Source organism: Bartonella quintana (assembly GCF_009936175.1).
GTDB lineage: Bacteria > Pseudomonadota > Alphaproteobacteria > Rhizobiales > Rhizobiaceae > Bartonella > Bartonella quintana.
Genome location: NZ_AP019773.1, coordinates 718,840 through 739,547, shown reverse-complemented (window position 1 = coordinate 739,547; position 20,708 = coordinate 718,840). Strand labels below are relative to the sequence as shown.

The 20,708-nt window shown below is 37.9% G+C and carries 13 protein-coding genes and 1 tRNA gene; 5 read left to right on the top strand and 9 right to left on the bottom strand.

Features of this window, described 5'->3' with window-relative positions; genetic code table 11:
• Positions 1 to 109: 109 nt before the first annotated feature.
• Together hutH and MF1_RS02935 are read right to left on the bottom strand one after the other, a co-directional pair.
• Complete coding sequence (gene hutH / locus MF1_RS02940) at positions 110 to 1,648, bottom strand: histidine ammonia-lyase (RefSeq protein ID WP_161510423.1); 1,539 nt, start codon at positions 1,646 to 1,648, stop codon at positions 110 to 112.
• 433 nt (positions 1,649 to 2,081) lie between these two features.
• Positions 2,082 to 2,158: transfer RNA gene (locus MF1_RS02935), tRNA-Arg, on the bottom strand.
• A gap of 266 nt (positions 2,159 to 2,424) precedes the next feature.
• Here MF1_RS02935 and MF1_RS02930 point away from each other — a divergent pair.
• Both MF1_RS02930 and MF1_RS02925 read left to right on the top strand, forming a co-directional pair.
• Positions 2,425 to 3,198 carry an NAD kinase gene (locus tag MF1_RS02930; protein WP_014924114.1) on the top strand — a complete coding sequence of 258 codons (774 nt, stop codon included), beginning with the start codon at positions 2,425 to 2,427 and terminating at the stop codon, positions 3,196 to 3,198.
• A gap of 154 nt (positions 3,199 to 3,352) precedes the next feature.
• Positions 3,353 to 4,756 (top strand): DEAD/DEAH box helicase, encoded by a 1,404-nt coding sequence (locus tag MF1_RS02925; protein WP_161510422.1) that lies wholly within the window; start codon positions 3,353 to 3,355, stop codon positions 4,754 to 4,756.
• A 61-nt stretch (positions 4,757 to 4,817) separates the two neighbouring features.
• Here the strand turns inward: MF1_RS02925 and gltX (MF1_RS02920) are convergent, their stop codons facing one another.
• The 7 genes from gltX (MF1_RS02920) to MF1_RS02890 form a co-directional block, all read right to left on the bottom strand.
• Entirely contained in the window at positions 4,818 to 6,197 is a 1,380-nt protein-coding gene (gltX, locus tag MF1_RS02920) for a glutamate--tRNA ligase (protein WP_161510421.1), read from the bottom strand.
• A 10-nt stretch (positions 6,198 to 6,207) separates the two neighbouring features.
• Entirely contained in the window at positions 6,208 to 7,869 is a 1,662-nt protein-coding gene (locus tag MF1_RS02915) for an NAD+ synthase (protein ID WP_161510420.1), read from the bottom strand.
• Positions 7,870 to 7,999: 130 nt separating this feature from the next.
• Positions 8,000 to 9,376: a class II 3-deoxy-7-phosphoheptulonate synthase gene (locus MF1_RS02910; protein ID WP_161510760.1), complete on the bottom strand. Its 1,377-nt coding sequence runs from the start codon at positions 9,374 to 9,376 to the stop codon at positions 8,000 to 8,002.
• 75 nt (positions 9,377 to 9,451) lie between these two features.
• On the bottom strand, positions 9,452 to 10,843 hold the full coding sequence (gene gor / locus MF1_RS02905) for a glutathione-disulfide reductase (RefSeq protein ID WP_161510419.1): 1,392 nt from the start codon (positions 10,841 to 10,843) through the stop codon (positions 9,452 to 9,454).
• A 199-nt stretch (positions 10,844 to 11,042) separates the two neighbouring features.
• Positions 11,043 to 11,600, bottom strand: coding sequence for a DUF2059 domain-containing protein (locus MF1_RS02900; RefSeq protein ID WP_014924120.1), 558 nt, complete (start codon positions 11,598 to 11,600; stop codon positions 11,043 to 11,045).
• Between the two features lie 95 nt (positions 11,601 to 11,695).
• The gene (rpiA, locus tag MF1_RS02895) at positions 11,696 to 12,400 is read right to left on the bottom strand and encodes a ribose-5-phosphate isomerase RpiA (protein ID WP_161510418.1); all 705 of its coding nucleotides are present in this window, start codon (positions 12,398 to 12,400) and stop codon (positions 11,696 to 11,698) included.
• A gap of 473 nt (positions 12,401 to 12,873) precedes the next feature.
• A complete protein-coding gene (locus MF1_RS02890; RefSeq protein ID WP_161510417.1) occupies positions 12,874 to 15,120 on the bottom strand; it encodes a ComEC/Rec2 family competence protein in 2,247 nt (748 codons plus the stop codon).
• Between the two features lie 111 nt (positions 15,121 to 15,231).
• On the opposite strand from MF1_RS02890, the gene gltX (MF1_RS02885) reads away from it, so the two are divergent.
• The 3 genes from gltX (MF1_RS02885) (at position 15,232) to MF1_RS02875 (ending at position 20,701) form a co-directional block, all read left to right on the top strand.
• Positions 15,232 to 16,659, top strand: coding sequence for a glutamate--tRNA ligase (gene gltX, locus MF1_RS02885; RefSeq protein WP_161510416.1), 1,428 nt, complete (start codon positions 15,232 to 15,234; stop codon positions 16,657 to 16,659).
• A 280-nt stretch (positions 16,660 to 16,939) separates the two neighbouring features.
• A complete protein-coding gene (gene gltA, locus MF1_RS02880) occupies positions 16,940 to 18,256 on the top strand; it encodes a citrate synthase (protein WP_161510415.1) in 1,317 nt (438 codons plus the stop codon).
• A 1,692-nt stretch (positions 18,257 to 19,948) separates the two neighbouring features.
• Positions 19,949 to 20,701, top strand: a complete 753-nt coding sequence (locus tag MF1_RS02875; RefSeq protein WP_161510414.1) for a transporter substrate-binding domain-containing protein — start codon at positions 19,949 to 19,951, stop codon at positions 20,699 to 20,701.
• The last annotated feature ends 7 nt before the right edge of the window (positions 20,702 to 20,708 follow it).

Here is a 20,708-nt window from a genome sequence, read left to right as displayed (position 1 = left end):
TACCCAACACATATCAGCAAATCGGTGAACATATTCATTAAATTACACAAATACAATCACCACACCCCAAATTAAGTACCTTTCCTCTCTACTTGATCTCAAAACAATATTATTGGGGTTCTAAGCGTGGAAAAATTTCCGGTAAAACGGATAATAAATGCCCTTCACGCACAAGGATATGCGCTTTATGAAGATCGGGAGCCAGATAACGATCTACCTTAAGAGTATCAATATTTTTGCGTAGACGCTTCATAACAGACTGCAGTAAGGAGCTTGTTTTTAAAGGAGCACGATATTCAATTCCTTGTGCTGCAGCAAGCGTTTCAATACCAATAATAGTAAAAAGGTTTTCATTCATTGCCAATAGCCGACGAGCCCCATGACAAGCCATTGAAACATGATCTTCTTGATTTGCTGAAGTTGGGGTTGAATCAACCGAAGCAGGATGTGCCATTTGCTTATTTTCAGACATTAAAGCAGCCGCAGTTATTTCAGCAATCATAAAACCTGAATTAAGACCCGCATTTTGCGCTAAAAAAGGTGGAAGACCATAAGAAACTGTTGGGTCAACCATAAGAGCAATGCGTCTTTGAGAAATAGACCCTATTTCACATAAGGCAAGAGCGATCTGATCAGCAGAAAATGCTACAGGCTCAGCATGAAAATTTCCACCCGATACAACCTCACCATTGCTTAAGATCAATGGATTATCCGTGACTGCATTTGCTTCAATAATCAGTGTTTTTGCTGCTGCTACAAGAACATCAAAACATGCACCCATAACCTGTGGTTGACAACGGATACAGTAAGGATCCTGTACACGGTGGTCATCATCACACAAATGTGCAGCCCGAATTTCTGAATCCTTTATAAGCTTTTCTAATGTTTGCGATACAACAATCTGGCCATAATGGCCGCGTAAAATATGGATATCAGGATGAAATGGTGCTGTTGATCCCATGACGGCATCCGTCGTTAATGCTCCTGCAAGAAGTCCTCCACACAATGCTCGATAACCCTGAAAAAGACCTGCAAGGGCAAGTGCTGTTGATGTTTGGGTGCCGTTAATAAGAGCCAGACCCTCTTTTGCTTCTAAAGTAATAGGGAGCAATCTTGCTTTTTCTAAAGCAGCTGCTCCACTCATACGAATATTCTGAAAAAATGCTTCTCCCTCTCCCATCATAACTGCGACCATGTGAGCAAGTGGTGCCAGATCACCTGATGCACCAACAGACCCCTTTTCAGGAATGACAGGAATAACGCCTTTTGCAAGCATATTTTCTAGCAAATGCACCAATTCCAAGCGAACACCTGAAGCCCCTCGCCCTAATGAAATGAGTTTTAAAGTCATCATTAAACGCACAATATTTTTAGCTAAAGGCGCTCCTACAGCACAACAATGTGACAAAATAAGATTTCTTTGTAAAACAGATACATCGTTTGCATCGATTTTAATCGATGCCAATTTTCCAAAACCGGTATTAATACCGTAAACTGGTTGACTTCCAGCAGCAATTTCAGCGATCCGATCTGCTCCTTTCCTAATAGCTAGATGCGTATCATTATGAAGCTTGCTTACTTCACCATTCCAGTAAATAGCCTCAAGTTGGTTAAGCGTTACTTTGCCTGGATTTAGTAAAATAGTCATAATTTTCTTTCTCACTCATTTATAGAATCATACTTAAATACTGCTACTCATTTGTTCTATGAGAAAGAAAAAAGCACTTCCACTCTCTAACACTTCTGTGACGATTAAAACTGATCAAATAAACAAATCATGCTCATAAGAAAGAAACAAAAATGTTGAAAACAAAATTTCTGAATTCCAATTTATCTCCTAAAATAATAGCCAGAGTAGCTTTAGCTCATAAATTAAGAAGCATTTTCTGTTGTTTGCACAGAGTGTATAATGCCCTTTGAAAAAATAACAAAAATTACAGCAATTTTTCTCATTAATAAGTCCCATTCAGTATACAACTTAATAACGCATTTCAATGAAATTACCTTCTTAAAATAGAAATAATTTATTCTCAAAAAATCAACACTGTTACAAAAATGATATAAAATGAAATGGAAGAGTTTGGTGCACCCGACAGAATTCGAATCTGTGACCTCTGCCTTCGGAGGGCAGCGCTCTATCCAGCTGAGCTACGGGTGCTTAAAACTAATTATTAAATCATTCGTAGCTTTTTAACCGATCATCCTCTCAGCTTCAATGATGAATTATCACTCCGATAAAAAATACTTGTTTATGACTTATGCGCCTACACAATCTTCCTAGCCTCTCCTGCAATGATTTTACCTTTAAACAGATTCCTTTTTTTACAAAATTCTCTTCTTGTTATAAAAACAGCTTTTATTCCAACTTCAAAATTCTCAAAAAGTAAGTTACAAAATAAGTTGCAAATATCAGGATAATTTTTAATGACTACACTACCAAGCCGCTTTCATTTTATTTCTGCGGAAATTGAGGAAGCTATCAAAGCTACCAATAAATTAATTTCCATTTACGGTCATTATTCTCTGGAAGAAACTGACGTTGTTGTTGCAATCGGTGGCGATGGAACAATGTTACAAACAGTGCGCAATGTGATGAACACTGGAAAACCTATTTACGGCATGAATCAAGGTTCTGTAGGGTTTCTTATGAATGAATTTCATGAAAAAAAATTGCCAAACCGCATTGCTGTCGCACATAAAAAGGAAATCCATCCTCTGCGCATGATTGCAAAAGCTGAATGTCAAGAGACTATTGAAGCACTCGCAATCAATGAAGTATCCCTCTTTCGGCAATCTTATCAAGCAGCGAAAATTTGTATCAGCATTGATGACAACGTACGTATGGAACAATTAAGTTGTGATGGTATCCTCGTTGCCACACCAGCAGGATCTACCGCGTATAATTTATCAGCACAAGGGCCTATTTTACCCCTCATGGCTCCTCTTATGGCGCTCACTCCCGTTAGTCCTTTTCGTCCTCGTCGCTGGCATGGAGCACTGCTTCCTAATACCGCAATAGTACGCTTTGATATGCTTGAATCTGACAAACGTCCCGTAAATGCTGCAGCCGACAATGTTGAAGTTAAATCCGTCCATTCAGTTACTATTTCAACAGCAAAGGAAGTAAAAGCCTCAATTCTTTTTGACTCTAACCATTCATGGGATGAACGCATTTTATCAGAACAATTTCTCTATTAATTATTATATTATATTATATTTCCTATGCGTATATGTCGGTTATAGTTGACTTTTTTGTGAAGGCACCTTAACCCTCTTTAATAGTGTGTAGGCTACTTAATCTCACTAAGAGTCCGGATAGCGAAGTTAAAATCGCGAAGCAATTGATAGAAAAATGATACCACCTTTAAACAGTTTTGATGATTTAGGTCTTTCCGAAAAGGTTATTAAAGCAGTAAAGTCAGCGGGATATACAGCTCCAACGCCTATTCAGAGTGGAACAATTCCCTATGTACTTCAAAGAAAAGATGTTCTAGGAATCGCCCAGACAGGCACTGGAAAAACGGCTTCTTTCGTTTTGCCTATGCTCACACTACTTGAAAAAGGACGTGCAAGAGCGCGAATGCCCCGTACGCTCATACTAGAACCAACACGAGAACTTGCAGCCCAAGTTGAAGAAAATTTCGACAAATACGGAATAAATCATCGTTTAAATGTTGCACTTCTTATTGGTGGCGTTTCTTTTGAACACCAAGATCGTAAACTTGAACGGGGGGCAGATGTTCTTATAGCAACACCAGGACGCCTTCTTGATCATTTCGAACGCGGTAAATTGCTCCTGATGGGGGTTGAAATTCTCGTTATTGATGAAGCTGATCGTATGTTAGATATGGGTTTTATTCCTGATATTGAACGCATCTGTAAACTGACCCCTTTTACGCGTCAAACTTTATTCTTTTCCGCAACAATGGCACCGGAAATTACAAAATTAACAAAGCAATTTTTACATTTTCCGGTAACTGTTGAAGTTACAAAAGCATCCTCAACAGCCACTACAATTACACAGCAGCTCGTCAAATCTGGAAATAAATCATGGGATAAAAGAGCTGTTTTGCGAGAACTTATCCACAATGAAGGCGATGAGCTCAAAAATGCTATTATTTTCTGTAATCGAAAGAGAGATATCTCTGAACTTTTTAGATCGCTCGTCAGACATAATTTTAGTGTAGGCGCACTTCATGGCGATATGGATCAATATTCGCGCATGAGCACATTAGCCGATTTCAAAGACAATAAACTCACACTTCTTGTCGCCTCTGATGTTGCCGCACGTGGACTTGATATTCCAGCTGTAAGTCATGTCTTCAACTATGACGTTCCTACACATGCTGAAGACTACATTCATCGAATTGGTCGTACAGGACGTGCAAATCGGAGCGGAAAAGCTTTTACGATCGTCACAAAAGCTGATCAAAAGTATATCAGTGCCATTGAAGAAATGAGCAATGAAAAAATTGAATGGCTCAATGGAGATCTCTCGACATTAACGACCGATGATCAAACAGATGATATCCTTGGAAAGAGACAGTCTCCAAAATTGTCAAAGAAAATTGCTCAAAAAGGGCGTGCTATTCACACTAAAAAGCCCTTGAAAGATGATAAAGTTGGTTACATAAAAACCACTAATAATAACGCAAATCCCCCTGAACAATATCATCCTCGAAAAAATAAGAGTTACATCCCTCCTGGATTTGGCGATGATATCCCAGCATTTATGCTCATAAAAATGCGCACTTAAAATAAAAATTTGCTTCTTTGATGACATAAAAATAAAATACTCTGTGGGTTGATAGCTGCTCTTACTCCCCTTGTATAGTCAATCTGTCTATTACTTTCTCACGCCCTAAAAGCTGCAAAAGCTTCCCCATTTCAGGTCCATGATCCATTCCGGTAAGTGCCTGACGTAATGGCATAAACAAAGCTTTTCCTCTACGACCCGTTTTTTCTTTTAATGTCGTCGTCCAAACTTTCCAACTTTCATCATTTAATGGACCTTCAGGCAAAAAATTGAGAGACTGACGCACGAATGAACGATCTTCACGTGCTATTGGATCAAAGCTCTGTTCATCATGAATCATTTTCCACCACAAAACAGCATCATTTACTTTGTCAATATTGCTTCTTATCGCGTTCCAAAAACACTCCGCCTTTTCTCCATCAATAGAAAGATTTTTAAGCCGTGTTTTAACTTCCTCATAGTTTAAATCATGGACAAGATGACTATTCAAAGCAAAAAGATCAGCAATATCAAATTTTGTAACTGATCTTGACGTATCTTGCAGATTGAAATGCTCTAAAAGAGCTGCTTGATGAGGATAGGGGTGCACATTTTGTGACGTTCCAATCAAAACAGCAAAACACTGAATAGCTATAGATTCAAATCCCTCTGCCCGTAAAGAATGAATAGAAAGATCATTATCACGTTTTGAAAGCCCTTTTCCTAAAACTGTAGTCAATAAATTGATATGACCAAAAATTGGCAATTGTGCATTAAGGGCTTCAAAAAGAGCAATCTGCACGCCTGTATTTGTAATGTGATCATCCCCACGAATAATATGTGTAATAGCCATATCTATATCATCGACTACAGAGGGTAACGTATAAAGGTAGCTTCCACCTTCACGAATTAAAACAGGATCTGAAAGAGAAGCTAAATCAATTGTCTGCTTTCCCTTTACAACATCATTCCAGCAAACTTCCGTTCGCTTTGTTTGCAAAGGATTATTTTCAAAATTAGGAAGAAGAAAGCGCCAATGAGGTTTACGACCTTGCGATTCAAATTCTTCTTTCTCTTCTGGTGTTAATTTTAATGCAGCGCGATCATAAACAGGAGGCAATTTGCGTGAAAGCTGAATTTTACGACGCCGATCTAATTCTTCCTCTGTTTCATAACAAGGATAAAGAAGACCTCGTTGTTTGAGCATTTCCGCAACTTCATCATATCGATTAAATCGCTTAGATTGATAATAAATCTCATCTGGTTGAATATCAAGCCATTCAAGATCAGCCGCAATAGCATCAATATATTCCTGTTTAGAACGTTCAACATCTGTATCATCATAACGCAAGATAAATGCTCCATTATGCGCTTGCGCATAAAGCCAGTTGAACAGGGCAATACGAATATTGCCAATATGAATATAGCCTGTTGGAGAAGGTGCAAAACGAACTTTTATCATAAAATAATGCTCAATTTTTATCACGAAAATGATTGACAATGGGATAACGACGATCGCGTCCGAAGTTCTTGTAACTAATTTTTACGCCGGGTGCAGATTGTCGTCTTTTGTACTCGGCTACATAAAGAAGGTGTTCAATTTTCTCAACTGTTTCTCGTAAATACCCACGTTTAACAATATCACAAACACTCATGTCGTTTTCTATAAGAGACTGCAAAATATCATCCAAGATAGGATAAGGAGGAAGAGAATCTTCATCCTTTTGATTTTCGCAAAGCTCTGCGGAAGGTGCTTTTGCTATAATATTGGGTGGAATCACAACTCCTTCCGGCCCTTCCCAATTTTGCAAATAATTTTTATTGCGCCACTCAGCTAATGCATAAACCTGCGTTTTATAAATATCTTTAAGAGGGTTAAAACCTCCATTCATATCACCATAAAGTGTTGCATATCCTACAGCCATTTCTGACTTATTGCCCGTTGTTACCACCATTGAGCCAAATTTATTCGAAAGAGCCATCAACAGAGTGCCGCGTACACGACTTTGCAGATTTTCTTCTGTCACATCAGATGTTAACCCTAAAAAAACAGGCGCCAGTGTACTCAAAAAAACCTCAACAGGTTTTATAATCGGTATGATTTGATAATCACATCCTAAAAGATGTGCGCACTCTTTAGCATCCTTTAATGATTCTTGTGAAGTATAATGATAGGGCATCATTACAGTGCGAACCCTCTTAGCACCAAGAGCATCCACCGCCATTGCCGTACAAAGTGCTGAATCAATTCCTCCGGAAAGACCAAGAATTACATCCTTAAAACCGTTTTTATTGACATAATCTCCTAAACCCAAAACACAAGCTTGATAATCAGCAGCTAACCCATTAAAAAGATTTTCATTCGGACCAGAAATACATTGCCATCCTGTCATTTTTTTTTGCCAATGACTCAAAGCAATATGGCTTTCAAAATGTTTCATTTGAAACACCATTTTGCCTTGTCCATTCAACGCAAAAGATCCCCCATCAAAAACGAGTTCATCTTGACCACCAACTTGATTAGCATAAATAATTGGCAAACCAGATTGAAAAGCTTGCGCTCGCACAACTTCTATACGTTTTAAAGTTTTATTACGATGATAAGGAGATCCATTAAGGACAAGAATAATCTCAGCTCCTTTATTTCTAAGCTCTGCACAAAAAGAAAAATCATTCCAAATATCTTCACAAATTACTATTCCTAGTCTTATCCCATGATAGACAATAGGCTCAGGACGTGGACCAGAAGAAAATAAGCGCCTTTCGTCAAATTCAGCATAATTAGGTAAATCAAACTTCAAGCTTTCAGAAATTATCCGTCCCTCATCAAGAAGCATGACACCATTGAAAATTTTATCGTTATACCTTAGAGGAAGACCAATTACGATTCCCGGTCCTCCTGTTGTTAACTTTGCTAATTCTTTAACAGCACCTTCACATGTTTTTATAAAAGCAGGTTTAAGAACGAGATCTTCCGGCGGATAAGCACTTATAAAAAGCTCCGTGAATAAAACAAGGTCAGCCCCTTCTTCTCTAGCCTTCTGATAGGCCATTACGGCAAGAGAAAAATTTCCCTCTATATCACCGATAACAGGATTTAATTGGGCAACTGCCACCCGAAAATCATTTTTCATAACCTTTTGTATCATTTCATCAGTTTGATAAACATAACTCTGTTTTAATCATTAAAAACATCCCTCTTTCAAAAAAATCCTCTTCTTCTAAAACACCTAAAAGAGTAAATGTATGCAATTTTTTATCTAACTATTCGCGATAGGCTGCTAATGAATCCGTATTACGATTTTTTTTAAGAAGTTCAGCAACAAGAAAAGCTAACTCTAATGCTTGATCTGCATTTAATCGCGGATCACACTGCGTATGATAACGATCAGACAAATCTTCTATAGAAATAGCATGTGCCCCACCTGTACATTCTGTTACATCACGACCAGTCATTTCGATATGAATACCTCCTGGATAAGTTCCTTCTCCATAATGCACTGAAAAAAAATTTTCTACTTCCTTTAAAACATAATCAAAGGGGCGAGTCTTATAGCCATTTACAGTAACTGTATTGCCATGCATTGGATCACACGACCATATAACTTTACGTTTCTCGCGCTCAACTGCCCGAATCAATTTTGGAAGATGATTCTCAACCTTATCATAACCAAAACGTGCAATAAGAGTCAGCCGCCCAGGTTCGTTTTCAGGATTTAGAATATCAATCAACTTCAAAAGCTCATTGGGCTCAATAGAAGGTCCACACTTCAACCCAATAGGATTTTTAATACCGCGGCAATATTCAACGTGAGCATGATCAATCTGACGTGTACGATCACCAATCCATAACATATGACCGGATGTTGCATACCAATCTCCAGAAGTCGAATCAATCCGTGTTAAAGCTTCTTCATAGCCAAGCAAAAGTGCTTCGTGACTGGTATAAAAAGATGTTTCACGTAATGAAGAATTCGTTTTGGACGTAATCCCTATGGAACGCATAAAATCAATCGCTTCAGAAATGCGCTCTGCCAACAGCTTATAACGCTCGCCCTGTGGGCTTTTAGAAACGAAACTCAACATCCATGCATGAACATTTTCTAAATTGGCATACCCCCCTTGTGAAAAAGCGCGCAACAAATTAAGTGTTGCCGCAGATTGGCGATAAGCCATGGACATTCGTCGTGGATCAGGAATACGAGAATCCACTCCAAATCCAATGCCATTAATAATATCCCCCCGATAAGCGGGAAGTTCAATTCCTTCTTTTCTTTCTATATCAGAAGAGCGTGGCTTTGCAAACTGACCAGCAATACGACCAATTTTAACAACTGGCTTAGAACTCCCAAAAGTTAAAACTATCGCCATTTGCAAAAATACACGAAAAAAATCACGAATATTATCGGCTTCATGCTCTGCAAAGCTTTCTGCACAATCTCCACCTTGCAATAAAAAAGCCTGACCTTGTGCAACAGCGGCCAATTCATTTTTTAAATCACGTGCTTCACCCGCAAAAACTAAAGGAGGATAGCTACGTAGCTTGCGCTCAACATCTACTAAAACAGATTGATCAGGATAAATCGGAACTTGTTTAATTGGCTTCTCTCTCCAAGAGCTAGGTGCCCATTCTTTTATCATTGCACTCTCTCCACAGAGCTTAAATTCACAGCCTTTCGTATCAAAAGCTTTGTCGCTAACCATCACACGCGCTGTTCACTTTTCTACTTTTTCCCCATTTTCATACAGATAACTTGGTTTATACATCGTTACCAGTTCTTCCGCCATAGTTGGATGCACTGCCATAGTTTCATCAAAGATATCTTTCGTTAGCTTCCCCTTGAGAGATATCCCAATAAGCTGTGCCATCTCACCAGCATTTTCCCCTAAAATGTGGGCTCCTACAACAATACGACTTTCACTATCAACAACGAGCTTCATAAACATTTTCTCTGAACTACCGGCAAGAACATTGCGCATAGGACGGAAAACTGTACGATAAATTTCAAGACGCTTATAACGGCGTGCCGCATCTTCTTCTGAAAGACCTACCGTTCCAATCTCCGGTTGTGAAAAAACAGCTGTCGTAATTAAATCATAATCAGGTTTTGTGGGAGTATTCTCAAATATGGTCTTAACAAAACACATTGCATCATGGATTGCAACAGGTGTCAATTGAATATGACCTGTAACATCGCCAACAGCCCCAATATGGGGTATATTTGTTGTCATCCTTTCATCAACAATAACTGCACCAAATTCATTCAATTTAACACCTGCCTGCTCAAGTCCTAAGCCTGTTGTATTCGGCACACGCCCCGTAGCAAACATAACTTGATCTGCACTGATCATTTGTCCATTTGATAAAACAATATTATAAGAACTCCCTGTAGCTTGAACTTGAGAAACAGATGCCCCGTAGAGAATAGAAATCCCTTTTTCAATCATCGCATCACTAAGTAACTGTCGCAAATCATAGTCAAAGTTACGAAGAATTAAATTGCCACGATGAAGGAGTGTTGTTTTTACACCTAATTCATGAAAAATATTAGCAAATTCAACACCAATATATCCACCACCAACGATGATTATTGATTTTGGTAGTTTTTCAAGATCAAAAATTTCATTGGAAGTAAGACACAAATCACTACCTTCTATTGCAGTGTTTGGTACAATTTTTGCCCCTGTCGCAATCAGAATTTTTTCTGCGCTTATCCGTTCACCTGTCACAGAGAGCTCTAATGTGTGTTCATCTACAAAGACAGCACGACTTTCATAAATATGAACATTGTTATTTTGTAGCCCCTTGCGATAAAGCTTTTCTAATCTTGATATTTCTTTATTTTTAGCTGCAACCAATTTTTTCCAGCTAAAAATTGGATCAGCATATTCCCATCCAAAACCAACGCTCTTCTTAAACTCTTGTGCATATTGTGACGCATAAACATAAAGCTTTTTGGGAACGCAACCGCGAATAACACAAGTACCCCCTATACGATATTCTTCTGCTATCCCGACACGCTTACCAAGTCCTCCAGCAAGACGCGCAGCGCGCACCCCACCAGAACCGCTTCCAATAACAAACAAATCAAAGTCGAAAGATCCCACAAACTATCCTTTCTTATACGTCTGCAATAATAAGTTATTGTCATTTGTTATCAAATGGAAGTTCTTTTTATTCTCAAGTGTCATTCTTATATAAAGCAACATCGTAAAAAAGACCTACTTTTATTAAAAATGGCAGAAAAACTGCCACTTTCAAAAACAAACAAGGAATCATTCATTATTGTAAATGATATCAATTAAATTATTTCGGATTTGCTGAGGAATTAGACGTTGTAGGCATAATGGAATTTTCCAAATGAAGTGTTTCAGACATCTCTTTTTTCACATTTTTTACAAGATCCTGCATAATAGCAGAACGCCATGCATCAAATGTAGAATAAGCATCACGCGCAATACTCGGAACTTCTGTCAAAAACTTTTTGCCGGTATCGGAACTATAAAATGCTGTGATTGCATCAAGCTGTTCTTGAGTAAAATACTTTGCATACACATGAGCAATTTCTTTTTCTAAATCAGAACGCCGTTTAGCCAAAGCAAGCGCCTGCTTATCAACAATCTCAGAAATAGCAGTTGCCAAATTTGGATCGTCACCTATCAGTTCATTTTTGAGATCACGTGCCGCAGTTGGTAAAAAGCTATCAAATTGATCAGTTGCATGAATAGCATTGATTGCTTTTTTAGCTGAAACTAAATGCTGCTCACTCACACCTTGTGCATAAACTATCCCAATATTCACAAATACAAAGGAAACTGCACAAAAACATGCTATAAAACGCTGAAAAGAAAATGTTTTTTTCATTTAATGCCTACCCCGATAATTAATTGTAATGCAAATTTATTATTTTACCTAAAACCCTCAACGCCCCTTGTTATTGTGCTAACATACTGTCTTATTTAAAAATCAGAAGATTCTAAAACTTTTATTTGACCATCTGCCATCGCTACAATTGCACGCGAAGCCAATCCCCAAAAAAGACCATGCTCCACAACACCAGGAATTGCAAGGAGTGCCTCCGATAATAATCTTGGCTGTAAAATGCACCCCCAAAATGCATCAAAAATGAAGTGACCACCATCTGTTTTAAAAGGATTCTCTCCATTCATTCGTAATATAATTTCCCCTGAAAGCCCTAAATCATCAGCTACTTTTTCAATGAGTCTGCGTGTAGCAGGCATACCAAATGGATTGACTTCAATTGGCAATGCAAAAGCACCAAGCGTTTTTACCACCTTTGTTTCATCTGCGATGACAAGCATCGCCCGAGATGCCGCCGCTACAATTTTTTCACGCCATAAGGCTCCTCCCCCCCCTTTAATGAGAGTCATCTCTGGGCCGATCTCATCTGCCCCATCAATATCAAGGTCAAGTTCAGGCATTTGTTCCAAAGCAGTAACAGGCACCCCAAATTTCCGACAGAGTTGCTCAGAATACTGTGAGGTAGCAACACCAGTCACACGCAAACCATCTGCAACACGCTCCCCAAGAAGGCGAATAAATTCATTTGCTGTAGAACCAGTTCCTATACCAAGCCGCATATCATCTTGAACAAACTCAAGTGCTTTAGCAGCTGCCCTTTTTTTTAACTGCTGAACATTCATAAATCATTTTATCCTTTTACCAATCAGCGATATTTATCTAAATTGATAAAACAGTAGCCTCTTGCCTCAATCTGCAATAAACTTATTGACACCTTTTGGCTGAAAACATGTTCTAATATAAAGATATATGATAATAATTAAAGTATAATAATTAACAATTTTATCTCTTTGTAAAACCTGTTTACATTTTTCATGTTCAAGAAGCGTTTTAGCTTATCCTCTTCATTATCGATAATGATGTCCCCATCAGCTCCTTGTGCAAAATTATAAATTATTCAAATATCAAAAAATCGTCTGTGCTTGGAAATAGGAAAATCGTTAACGATTTGGTCAACTCCATTAGGATTGGTCAATTTATAGTTCTATGAGAAAGATGTCAAAGCCATGATAAAAAATGTACCTATTATCTCTTACTCTGCTTTTATCTGTACCAAGAAAAACATTGGAGAATGCGAGAAGTTATACAATTTTTGTCAATGCTGCCTGTGCATATTCCAAGGTCTATGGAATCCCTTAGAAGACCAAATGATATCCCCTCTTTTAGTCATCATAACGCTCCCTCGTGATAATAATTGTTGAGGTGTAAATGTTATTTGTGTCTTCCTGTTGCATGTTTGATCGTTTATTGTAAATGTTTTAACTATGACATCTGCCTCTACACATTGATCTATTTTTCCATGTAAAACAACGACTCTAAATCCATTTTCTGATAAGGATGAACAAATATGATCATCACAAACGAATTGCCCATTAAACGAAGGACCATATTTCGTAGGCTTAATCGTCTCATTCACGTGAAATGACTTTTCCCATATAGATGTTGTAAACTTAGAGATACGATAACGGTCAGTATATAATTTTTTCCCATTGATGACACCCACGAGATTTATATTGTCTGCAATAATTAATTGTACGGGTGAATGCATCAAGCAAATACAAATACCAACCAAAATAAAGAGACTAAAAAAGAATCTGATGGATGTTTTGCAAAAAATTAGTCCAACCAAGCCTCCACTAAAGAAAACCAACGCAGATAATGGCATAAATCCGGGATTAAGAGCAGGAGAAACGGCTCTTACAGCATGGGCAATTTTTATCACAAGATCAACACCCAATCCCATAATTTGGAGAGGCAACCATTCAAGACTCAAAAACATTGCGAATACTGCTATTAATCCAAAAGGTATGATGAGTATTGATATAACAGGCAAAGCTAACGCATTACTGATAACGCCAAGGAATGCAATATTTGAAAAATGATAAGCAGCGTAAACTCCACTGGCAGCCCCCGCCACAAACGAAGATGCGCAAGTTGAAGTAACTGATAAGAAAGCAAAATGAATTATTCTACCTCCAACATAAGAGGGGGTGGCTTTTCTTGTATGAGAAGATACTCTCCTACTCCACCAATCAAAAGAGGCAATCAAAGCTGCGGTTGCAGAAAAGGACATTTGAAAGCTGGGACCTAATATTTCATGGGGAGTAATCGCTAGAATTATCAAGCCCGCAATAGCAAAATTACGCATTGTTATAGCAGAACGATTACACAATACAGCAACCAACATAACAGTGATCATCACAAAACTTCTTTGTGCTGATACAGCTCCGCCAGATAATACTAAGTAAAAAGCTGTAATTATTAATGCCACAATGGCAGCAAACTTTTTAGTCGAATGATAAGATGAAAAAACTGGGAAAAGTGCTAAAAAACTACGGATGCTAACAAGGACCATACTACTCAGCAGAGCCATATGCAAACCTGATATTGATAAAACGTGTGCTAATCCAGATATACGCAATGCTTCATTTGTGTTATCTGAAATACCACCACGCTGCCCCGTTATGAGTGCAGCTGCAACACTGCCCTTTTCTTCTCCAATTGCCATACGGATTTTTTGCGTCATATTCATCCGTAAATTTTCAATTTTCTGTAAGAGTATACTCAACATTGTATAGGGCTGCGGAACTGATATCTTCATTGGTTTTCCCAAATAAATTCCCTGAGCACCAATTCCCTTAAAATAATTATGAAAGCTAAAATCATAACCTCCTGGACGCACCGGTCCAGATAATGCACGAATTTTGACCTTTCCATATAAGCCATCGCCAATCGCTAATCCATATGGCAAATGCTTTGCCGATAAACGAACACGATGAGGTCCATGACGCAATGCTGGCTTTTGTGTCTTCAAAATATCCAGCACTAAACGAAATCCCCCTTTTTGCATTGACTCAATAGAAATAATTCTTCCTGTTAATGTCGTGACAACATCACGGTTCAACATTGGTGTCGATATACGCCATGTTTCTATTTTTGCAGCAAAAGCGCCCAATACAACACAAAACAGAAATCCTGCAATAATCCATATTCCCCAATAAAAACGTAAAATATACAATATTCCAGGGAATATACTGACCAACACAAAAAATTGTCCCCAACTTGGTTCTCGCTCTAAATTGAAATAAACAATAATACCCGTAGAAAAAAAGACTAAAATCAACGAAAAAAGAAGTCCAAAAGAAATTTCTTTGTTTATGCAATCTGCCAACCACTTCCAACAAAAAATTATTGCTTCTTTTAAAGGCGTAAAAAGGGAATTCTTTTGTTCTTTACAGCTAACGTTCTTTGCACCATCAAGAGTGGAGAGATTCTCTTGCCATATCAGAGCTAATTTTTTTCCTTCTGATAAATCGTCCTTAACTTTATTCTGATTTAACATCCGCAAATCCCCACTTCACTTACAATGCGGCTATTGTATATCCTATCAGCTATGCTAACATAATCCTTTTATAAAGTTCCATAAGCAATATTAATTTAAAGGGAGATATCTGTGTCCGTTATTACCCGTTTTGCTCCTTCACCCACTGGCTTTCTTCATATTGGTAGCGCTCGTACTGCTCTCTTTAATTGGCTTTATGCAAAACATACCGGTGGTAAAATGCTTCTACGCATTGAAGATACAGATAGAGAGCGCTCAACAGAAACAGCTTTAAAAGCCATTATAGACGGCTTACACTGGATGGGGCTTAGCTATGACGGCGATCCTATTTCCCAATTCGAAAGAGCAGAACGTCATCGGCAAGTCGCCAAACAATTGGTAAAAGACGGCAAAGCTTATTATTGCTATGCCTCACCTGAGGAATTAGCTGAAATGCGCGAAAATGCCCGCGCAGAAGGCCGCCCACCGCGTTATGATGGGCGTTGGCGCAATCGCGATATTTCTGAAGCTCCTAAAGGTGTCAAACCCGTTATTCGCATCAAAGCACCACAAGATGGAGAAACAGTTTTACACGACCGCGTTCAGGGTCATGTTCGCTTCCCTAATAAAGATTTGGATGATTTTATTATTTTGCGTTCCGATGGCTCACCGACCTACATGCATGCCGTTGTCGTTGACGATCATGATATGGGAGTAACACATATCATACGTGGTGATGATCATCTCACAAATGCAGCCCGTCAAACAATTATCTTCAATGCACTGGGATGGGATATCCCTGTTATGGCGCATATCCCACTTATCCACGGTGAAAACGGAGCAAAATTATCAAAACGCCACGGAGCACTAGGAGTTGATGCCTATCGAATAATGGGATACCTTCCCGCTGCTTTGCGCAATTACTTAGTCCGTCTAGGTTGGAGTCACGGTGATGACGAACTGATGTCAATCGAAAGTATGATCTTCTGGTTTGATATTGATGATATTAATAAAGGTGCAGCGCGCTTTGATCTCAAAAAGCTAGATGCCATCAACGGACATTATATACGCATGAGCAACGATCAAGATCTTTTTGATGCTGTCCTTAATATTTTACCAGAAATTGAAGGTGGATTAGAAATCATTGAAAGGCTTGATGAACAGCGCCGTGCGCAATTTCTAGCAGCTATACCAAATTTGAAAGAACGTTCCAAAACACTACGCGAACTCATTGATAATGCCTCCTTTATTTTTACAAAACGGCCATTACTTCTTGATGAAAAAGCGCAAATACTTTTAGATAAAAATGGCCAAGCTATCTTAAATGGTCTCTATCTTGCCCTGAAAGCATGCCTCTCTTGGGATGCAAAAACCTTAGATGAAACTCTTCGAGTTTATGCACAAAAACAAGATCTCAAATTTGGTGATGTTGCCCAACCACTTCGAGCAGCTCTCACGGGACGCGTAACATCGCCAGGTGTTTTCGATGTTCTTGTTTTATTAGGACGCGATGAAGCTCTTAACCGCATCACTGACCAACTTGTCACAACCGCATGCTAATGCATACAGAAAGATGTATTTAGCCGAATAAAGCTACGTACCCCTTGGGGGCCTTCAATTACAAATGCCTCAACGCACACTGAAAACTACCTTCTCTCTTAAGCAACCCAAATCTATATTTGGCAAAATTGCAAATAAAAAAATATTTTTAGATTGCATGAGGCAACTTTTAGAGTAAATCTATCCCTTAACATAGGTAGAGAAAGCTTCATTTACACACCTCTCTCTGATGAAGCGACATTTCGATTTTTAGGAGAGAAGGATCTGAAAGGAATATCTAATGTCTGAGAATAAAGCACATATTATTGTGAACGGTAAAAAAATAGAACTCTCCATGCGGAAAGGCACTCTTGGTCCTGGCGTCATTGAAATTGCTTCTCTCTACAAAGAAACAGATACTTTTACTTATGATCCTGGTTTCACTTCAACCGCTTCTTGTGAATCAAAAATCACTTACATTGATGGGGATAAAGGAATCTTGCTTTATCGCGGTTATCCTATCGACCAATTAGCTGAAAAAGGAGACTTTCTCGAAAGCTGCTATCTTTTACTTTACGGTGAATTACCAACAAAACAAGAAAAAATTGATTTCGACCGTTGTATTATGCAGCACATGATGGTGCATGAGCAGTTTACAAGGTTTTTTCATGGCTTTCGTCGTGATTCTCACCCTATGGCCGTTATGGTTGCGTGTCTTGGAGCTATGTCTGCATTCTATCACGACTCTATTGATATTAAAGACGCTCAACAGAGAATGATCGCTGCTATTCGCTTGATTTCAAAGGTTCCAACTCTTGCTGCTATGGCGTATAAATATAGCATCGGACAGGCATTTGTTTATCCACGTAATGATCTTAGTTACGCTGCAAATTTCCTCCACATGTGTTTTTCCGTTCCTTGTGAAGAATACAAAATTAATCCAGTACTTAGTCGAGCTATGGATCGAATCTTTACTCTTCATGCAGATCATGAACAAAATGCTTCTACATCCACTGTACGTCTTGCAGGATCATCGGGAGCTAATCCATTTGCATGTATGGCAGCAGGTGTTGCATGCCTTTGGGGACCAGCTCATGGTGGAGCGAATGAAGCGTGCCTAAAGATGTTACAAAAAATAGGCTCTGTTGAAAGAATTCCTGAGTTCATTGCACGAGCAAAAGATAAAAATGATCCTTTCCGTCTTATGGGTTTTGGTCACCGAGTTTATAAAAATTATGATCCACGTGCAAAAATCATGCAACAAACCTGCCATGAAGTTTTAAAAGAACTGAACATTCAAGATGATCCGCTTCTTGATATCGCTATCGCACTTGAAAACATTGCTCTGAATGATGAATATTTTATTGAAAAAAAGCTTTATCCTAATGTTGATTTTTATTCTGGCATTACATTAAAAGCTCTAGGTTTTCCGACCGAAATGTTTACTGTTCTTTTTGCATTAGCACGCAGCATTGGCTGGGTTGCGCAATGGAAAGAAATGATTGAAGATCCTGCACAAAAAATTGGTCGACCACGCCAACTCTACACAGGCTATGCTGCACGTGAATATGTTTCTATAGACAAACGTATAAGCAAAAATAAAATGACCACCCAATAAAGCTTCAGTTTACTGAAGCTTTATTGTGAATATTCAATTACCCACCATAAAAATGTTTTTACAAACTTTGATTCTCAAACTCTTTCTATAGGTATAATACCATCACAACACAACAATCGTGATAAAAATTTTCTGATGGCTTCTATTTAACGAATCAAGGGAATCCAGAATGCTTTTTTCAGATCACCAAGATATTTGAAAAAATTGATGAAAAACTTCAATTCAGGATTCTTCTTAATTAACCATGTATTGCCCACCATCCCATCTACAAATTTGGAATGATTATCACATATAAAAACTAAGTAATAATAAGAATTTTACTCTCTAATCCCTAAAATAGCATCGCAAAAAATTACCAAAGTGCTATTTTAACTATACGCTAGACATCTTTTATCTTCCCTTTGCAGAGTGGTAAAAAAATAAAGCGTGCTCTTGAAGTTTTCTTTCTTCAAAATAACGAAGCGCCATAAAAAACATTATTTTATGATTATAATAACTCCATACCAGCACCCTTTTTAGAATCCTTTATTAGAAATATATTTCTTTTTACGAGTAAAACATCCATATTTACCAATTATTGTATCTTAAGTTAAGATTTGAGAGTAAAGTTGGAGCAGTGATAAAGTTCTATTTGTAAAGAACAGAAATGTTACCAAGGAAAAGTATGATACCAGCAGCTGAAAATTGGCAAAGAATTGACTGTTTATTGAAGCTAATTTTCTGGAATGCATGTGAAGACTGAAAACCTTACCCATCCGTTTTGTTGAAAGTATTCATTTATTTTTAAAAATAGCAAAAGCTATCTCTTACTCTCAGGCAAAAGGTATAGCATCCATAGCAAATGGCATAGCATCGACAAACGTTATGAATCCTAGTATCAAAAAAGAGGATAGCATTCAGTTTTAAGAGAGCCTCCCAAGAACTATGCATTAAGGATGGCGAATCTGTGAAGATCGATGTCACTTTTGTTCCAACTTATCCCTGTGCTGAGGACTATAATCAGATCAGCATAAGAAGAAAGCATTGCCAAGAAGCGAGAAGATTTGACCATGAAGAATCATGCTTTGGTGGCTTGGCTCAGCTTTGTATTTTCTTCTGACTCCGGGGACTGCAATGACATGATCCCAAACATCTCAGTTTCTGGAAGTAAGTTATTGCTAATAAAAGTTTATGCTTAAATGCACGAAGAGAACGGGTAAGAAAGAAAAACTGCGTCTCTGTCATTCCTTTCTGCTTAAACAGGAAAACACCGCATAACGATGATGAACATCTTTACAAAGAACGCCACCTTATAGAAAGCCAATTGATTTTGTATATCTCTAAATATGTAAGTGTTTCATAGTAGCAATGTTTACAACAATATTTTATTTTGTCTTTCTAAGATCTAAACTCTTTTGTGCTTAAATTATAAAAGTTTTTTTCAAAGCCAAATTGTCGATTTTTGTGAATAAAACGGTGAAGATGAATCATTTCATGAAATGATAATTTTTTAATATAATCAATAAGATATTTATTTCTTCCCTATTTTATTTAGTTCACCTTTAACAAGAAGAGATATTTTCTGGTAATGAGGATCTTTGTAAGGTAGCAAAATGAACAGCAATAAATTTTTGTATTGCTCTCAGAAGAGCTTACAGATTATAAAATATATGATAATCTGATATTTTCTCGCTTATTCAACAGGAGAACATAATGAAATTATTAGCAGCAGCCATCATAACAAGTGTAACCCTATTCGCCCAATTGGCCAATGCTAAAGCACTGAAAATTGCCACTGAAGCCTATTATCCTCCATTTAGTTACATTGACTCAAATAACGAACTCCATGGTTTTGACATTGATATATCTTATGCACTTTGTAAAAAAATGAATGTCGAGTGTACTCTCATCAAACAAGACTTTGATGGAATCATCCTTGGCCTTCTAGCAAAAAAATACGATGCTATCATCGCTTCCCTCGCCCCTACACAAGAGCGGTTACAAAAAATTGACTTCACAAACGCCTACTATAGTACAGAATTAGTGGTAATCGGTAGCAAAGTTTCAGGAATTAAAGAAATTTCAGCAAAAGCCCTTCAAGGTAAAAATCTTGGTGTGCAATCAAATACAACACAAGCTGCATACGCAGAAGATCATTATGCCTCTGAAGGTGTAAATATTAAATTCTATCCTACAGCAATAGAAGTCAACCGCGATCTTTTAAGTAACCGGCTTGATGCAGTCATCTCTGATAAACTGAAAGCATTAACCTGGCTCGAAAATGAAGGAAAAGATTGCTGTCAACTTCTCGGGACTATTCAAGGAACAAAATTTCCTATTGCAATTGGTATACGTCAAAACGATAACGATCTTAAAAACAAATTTAACAAAGCAATAAAAGAAATCCGCGACGATGGAACCTATGAGAAAATTATGAAAAAATATTTTACATTCGATATTTATTAAATATCAA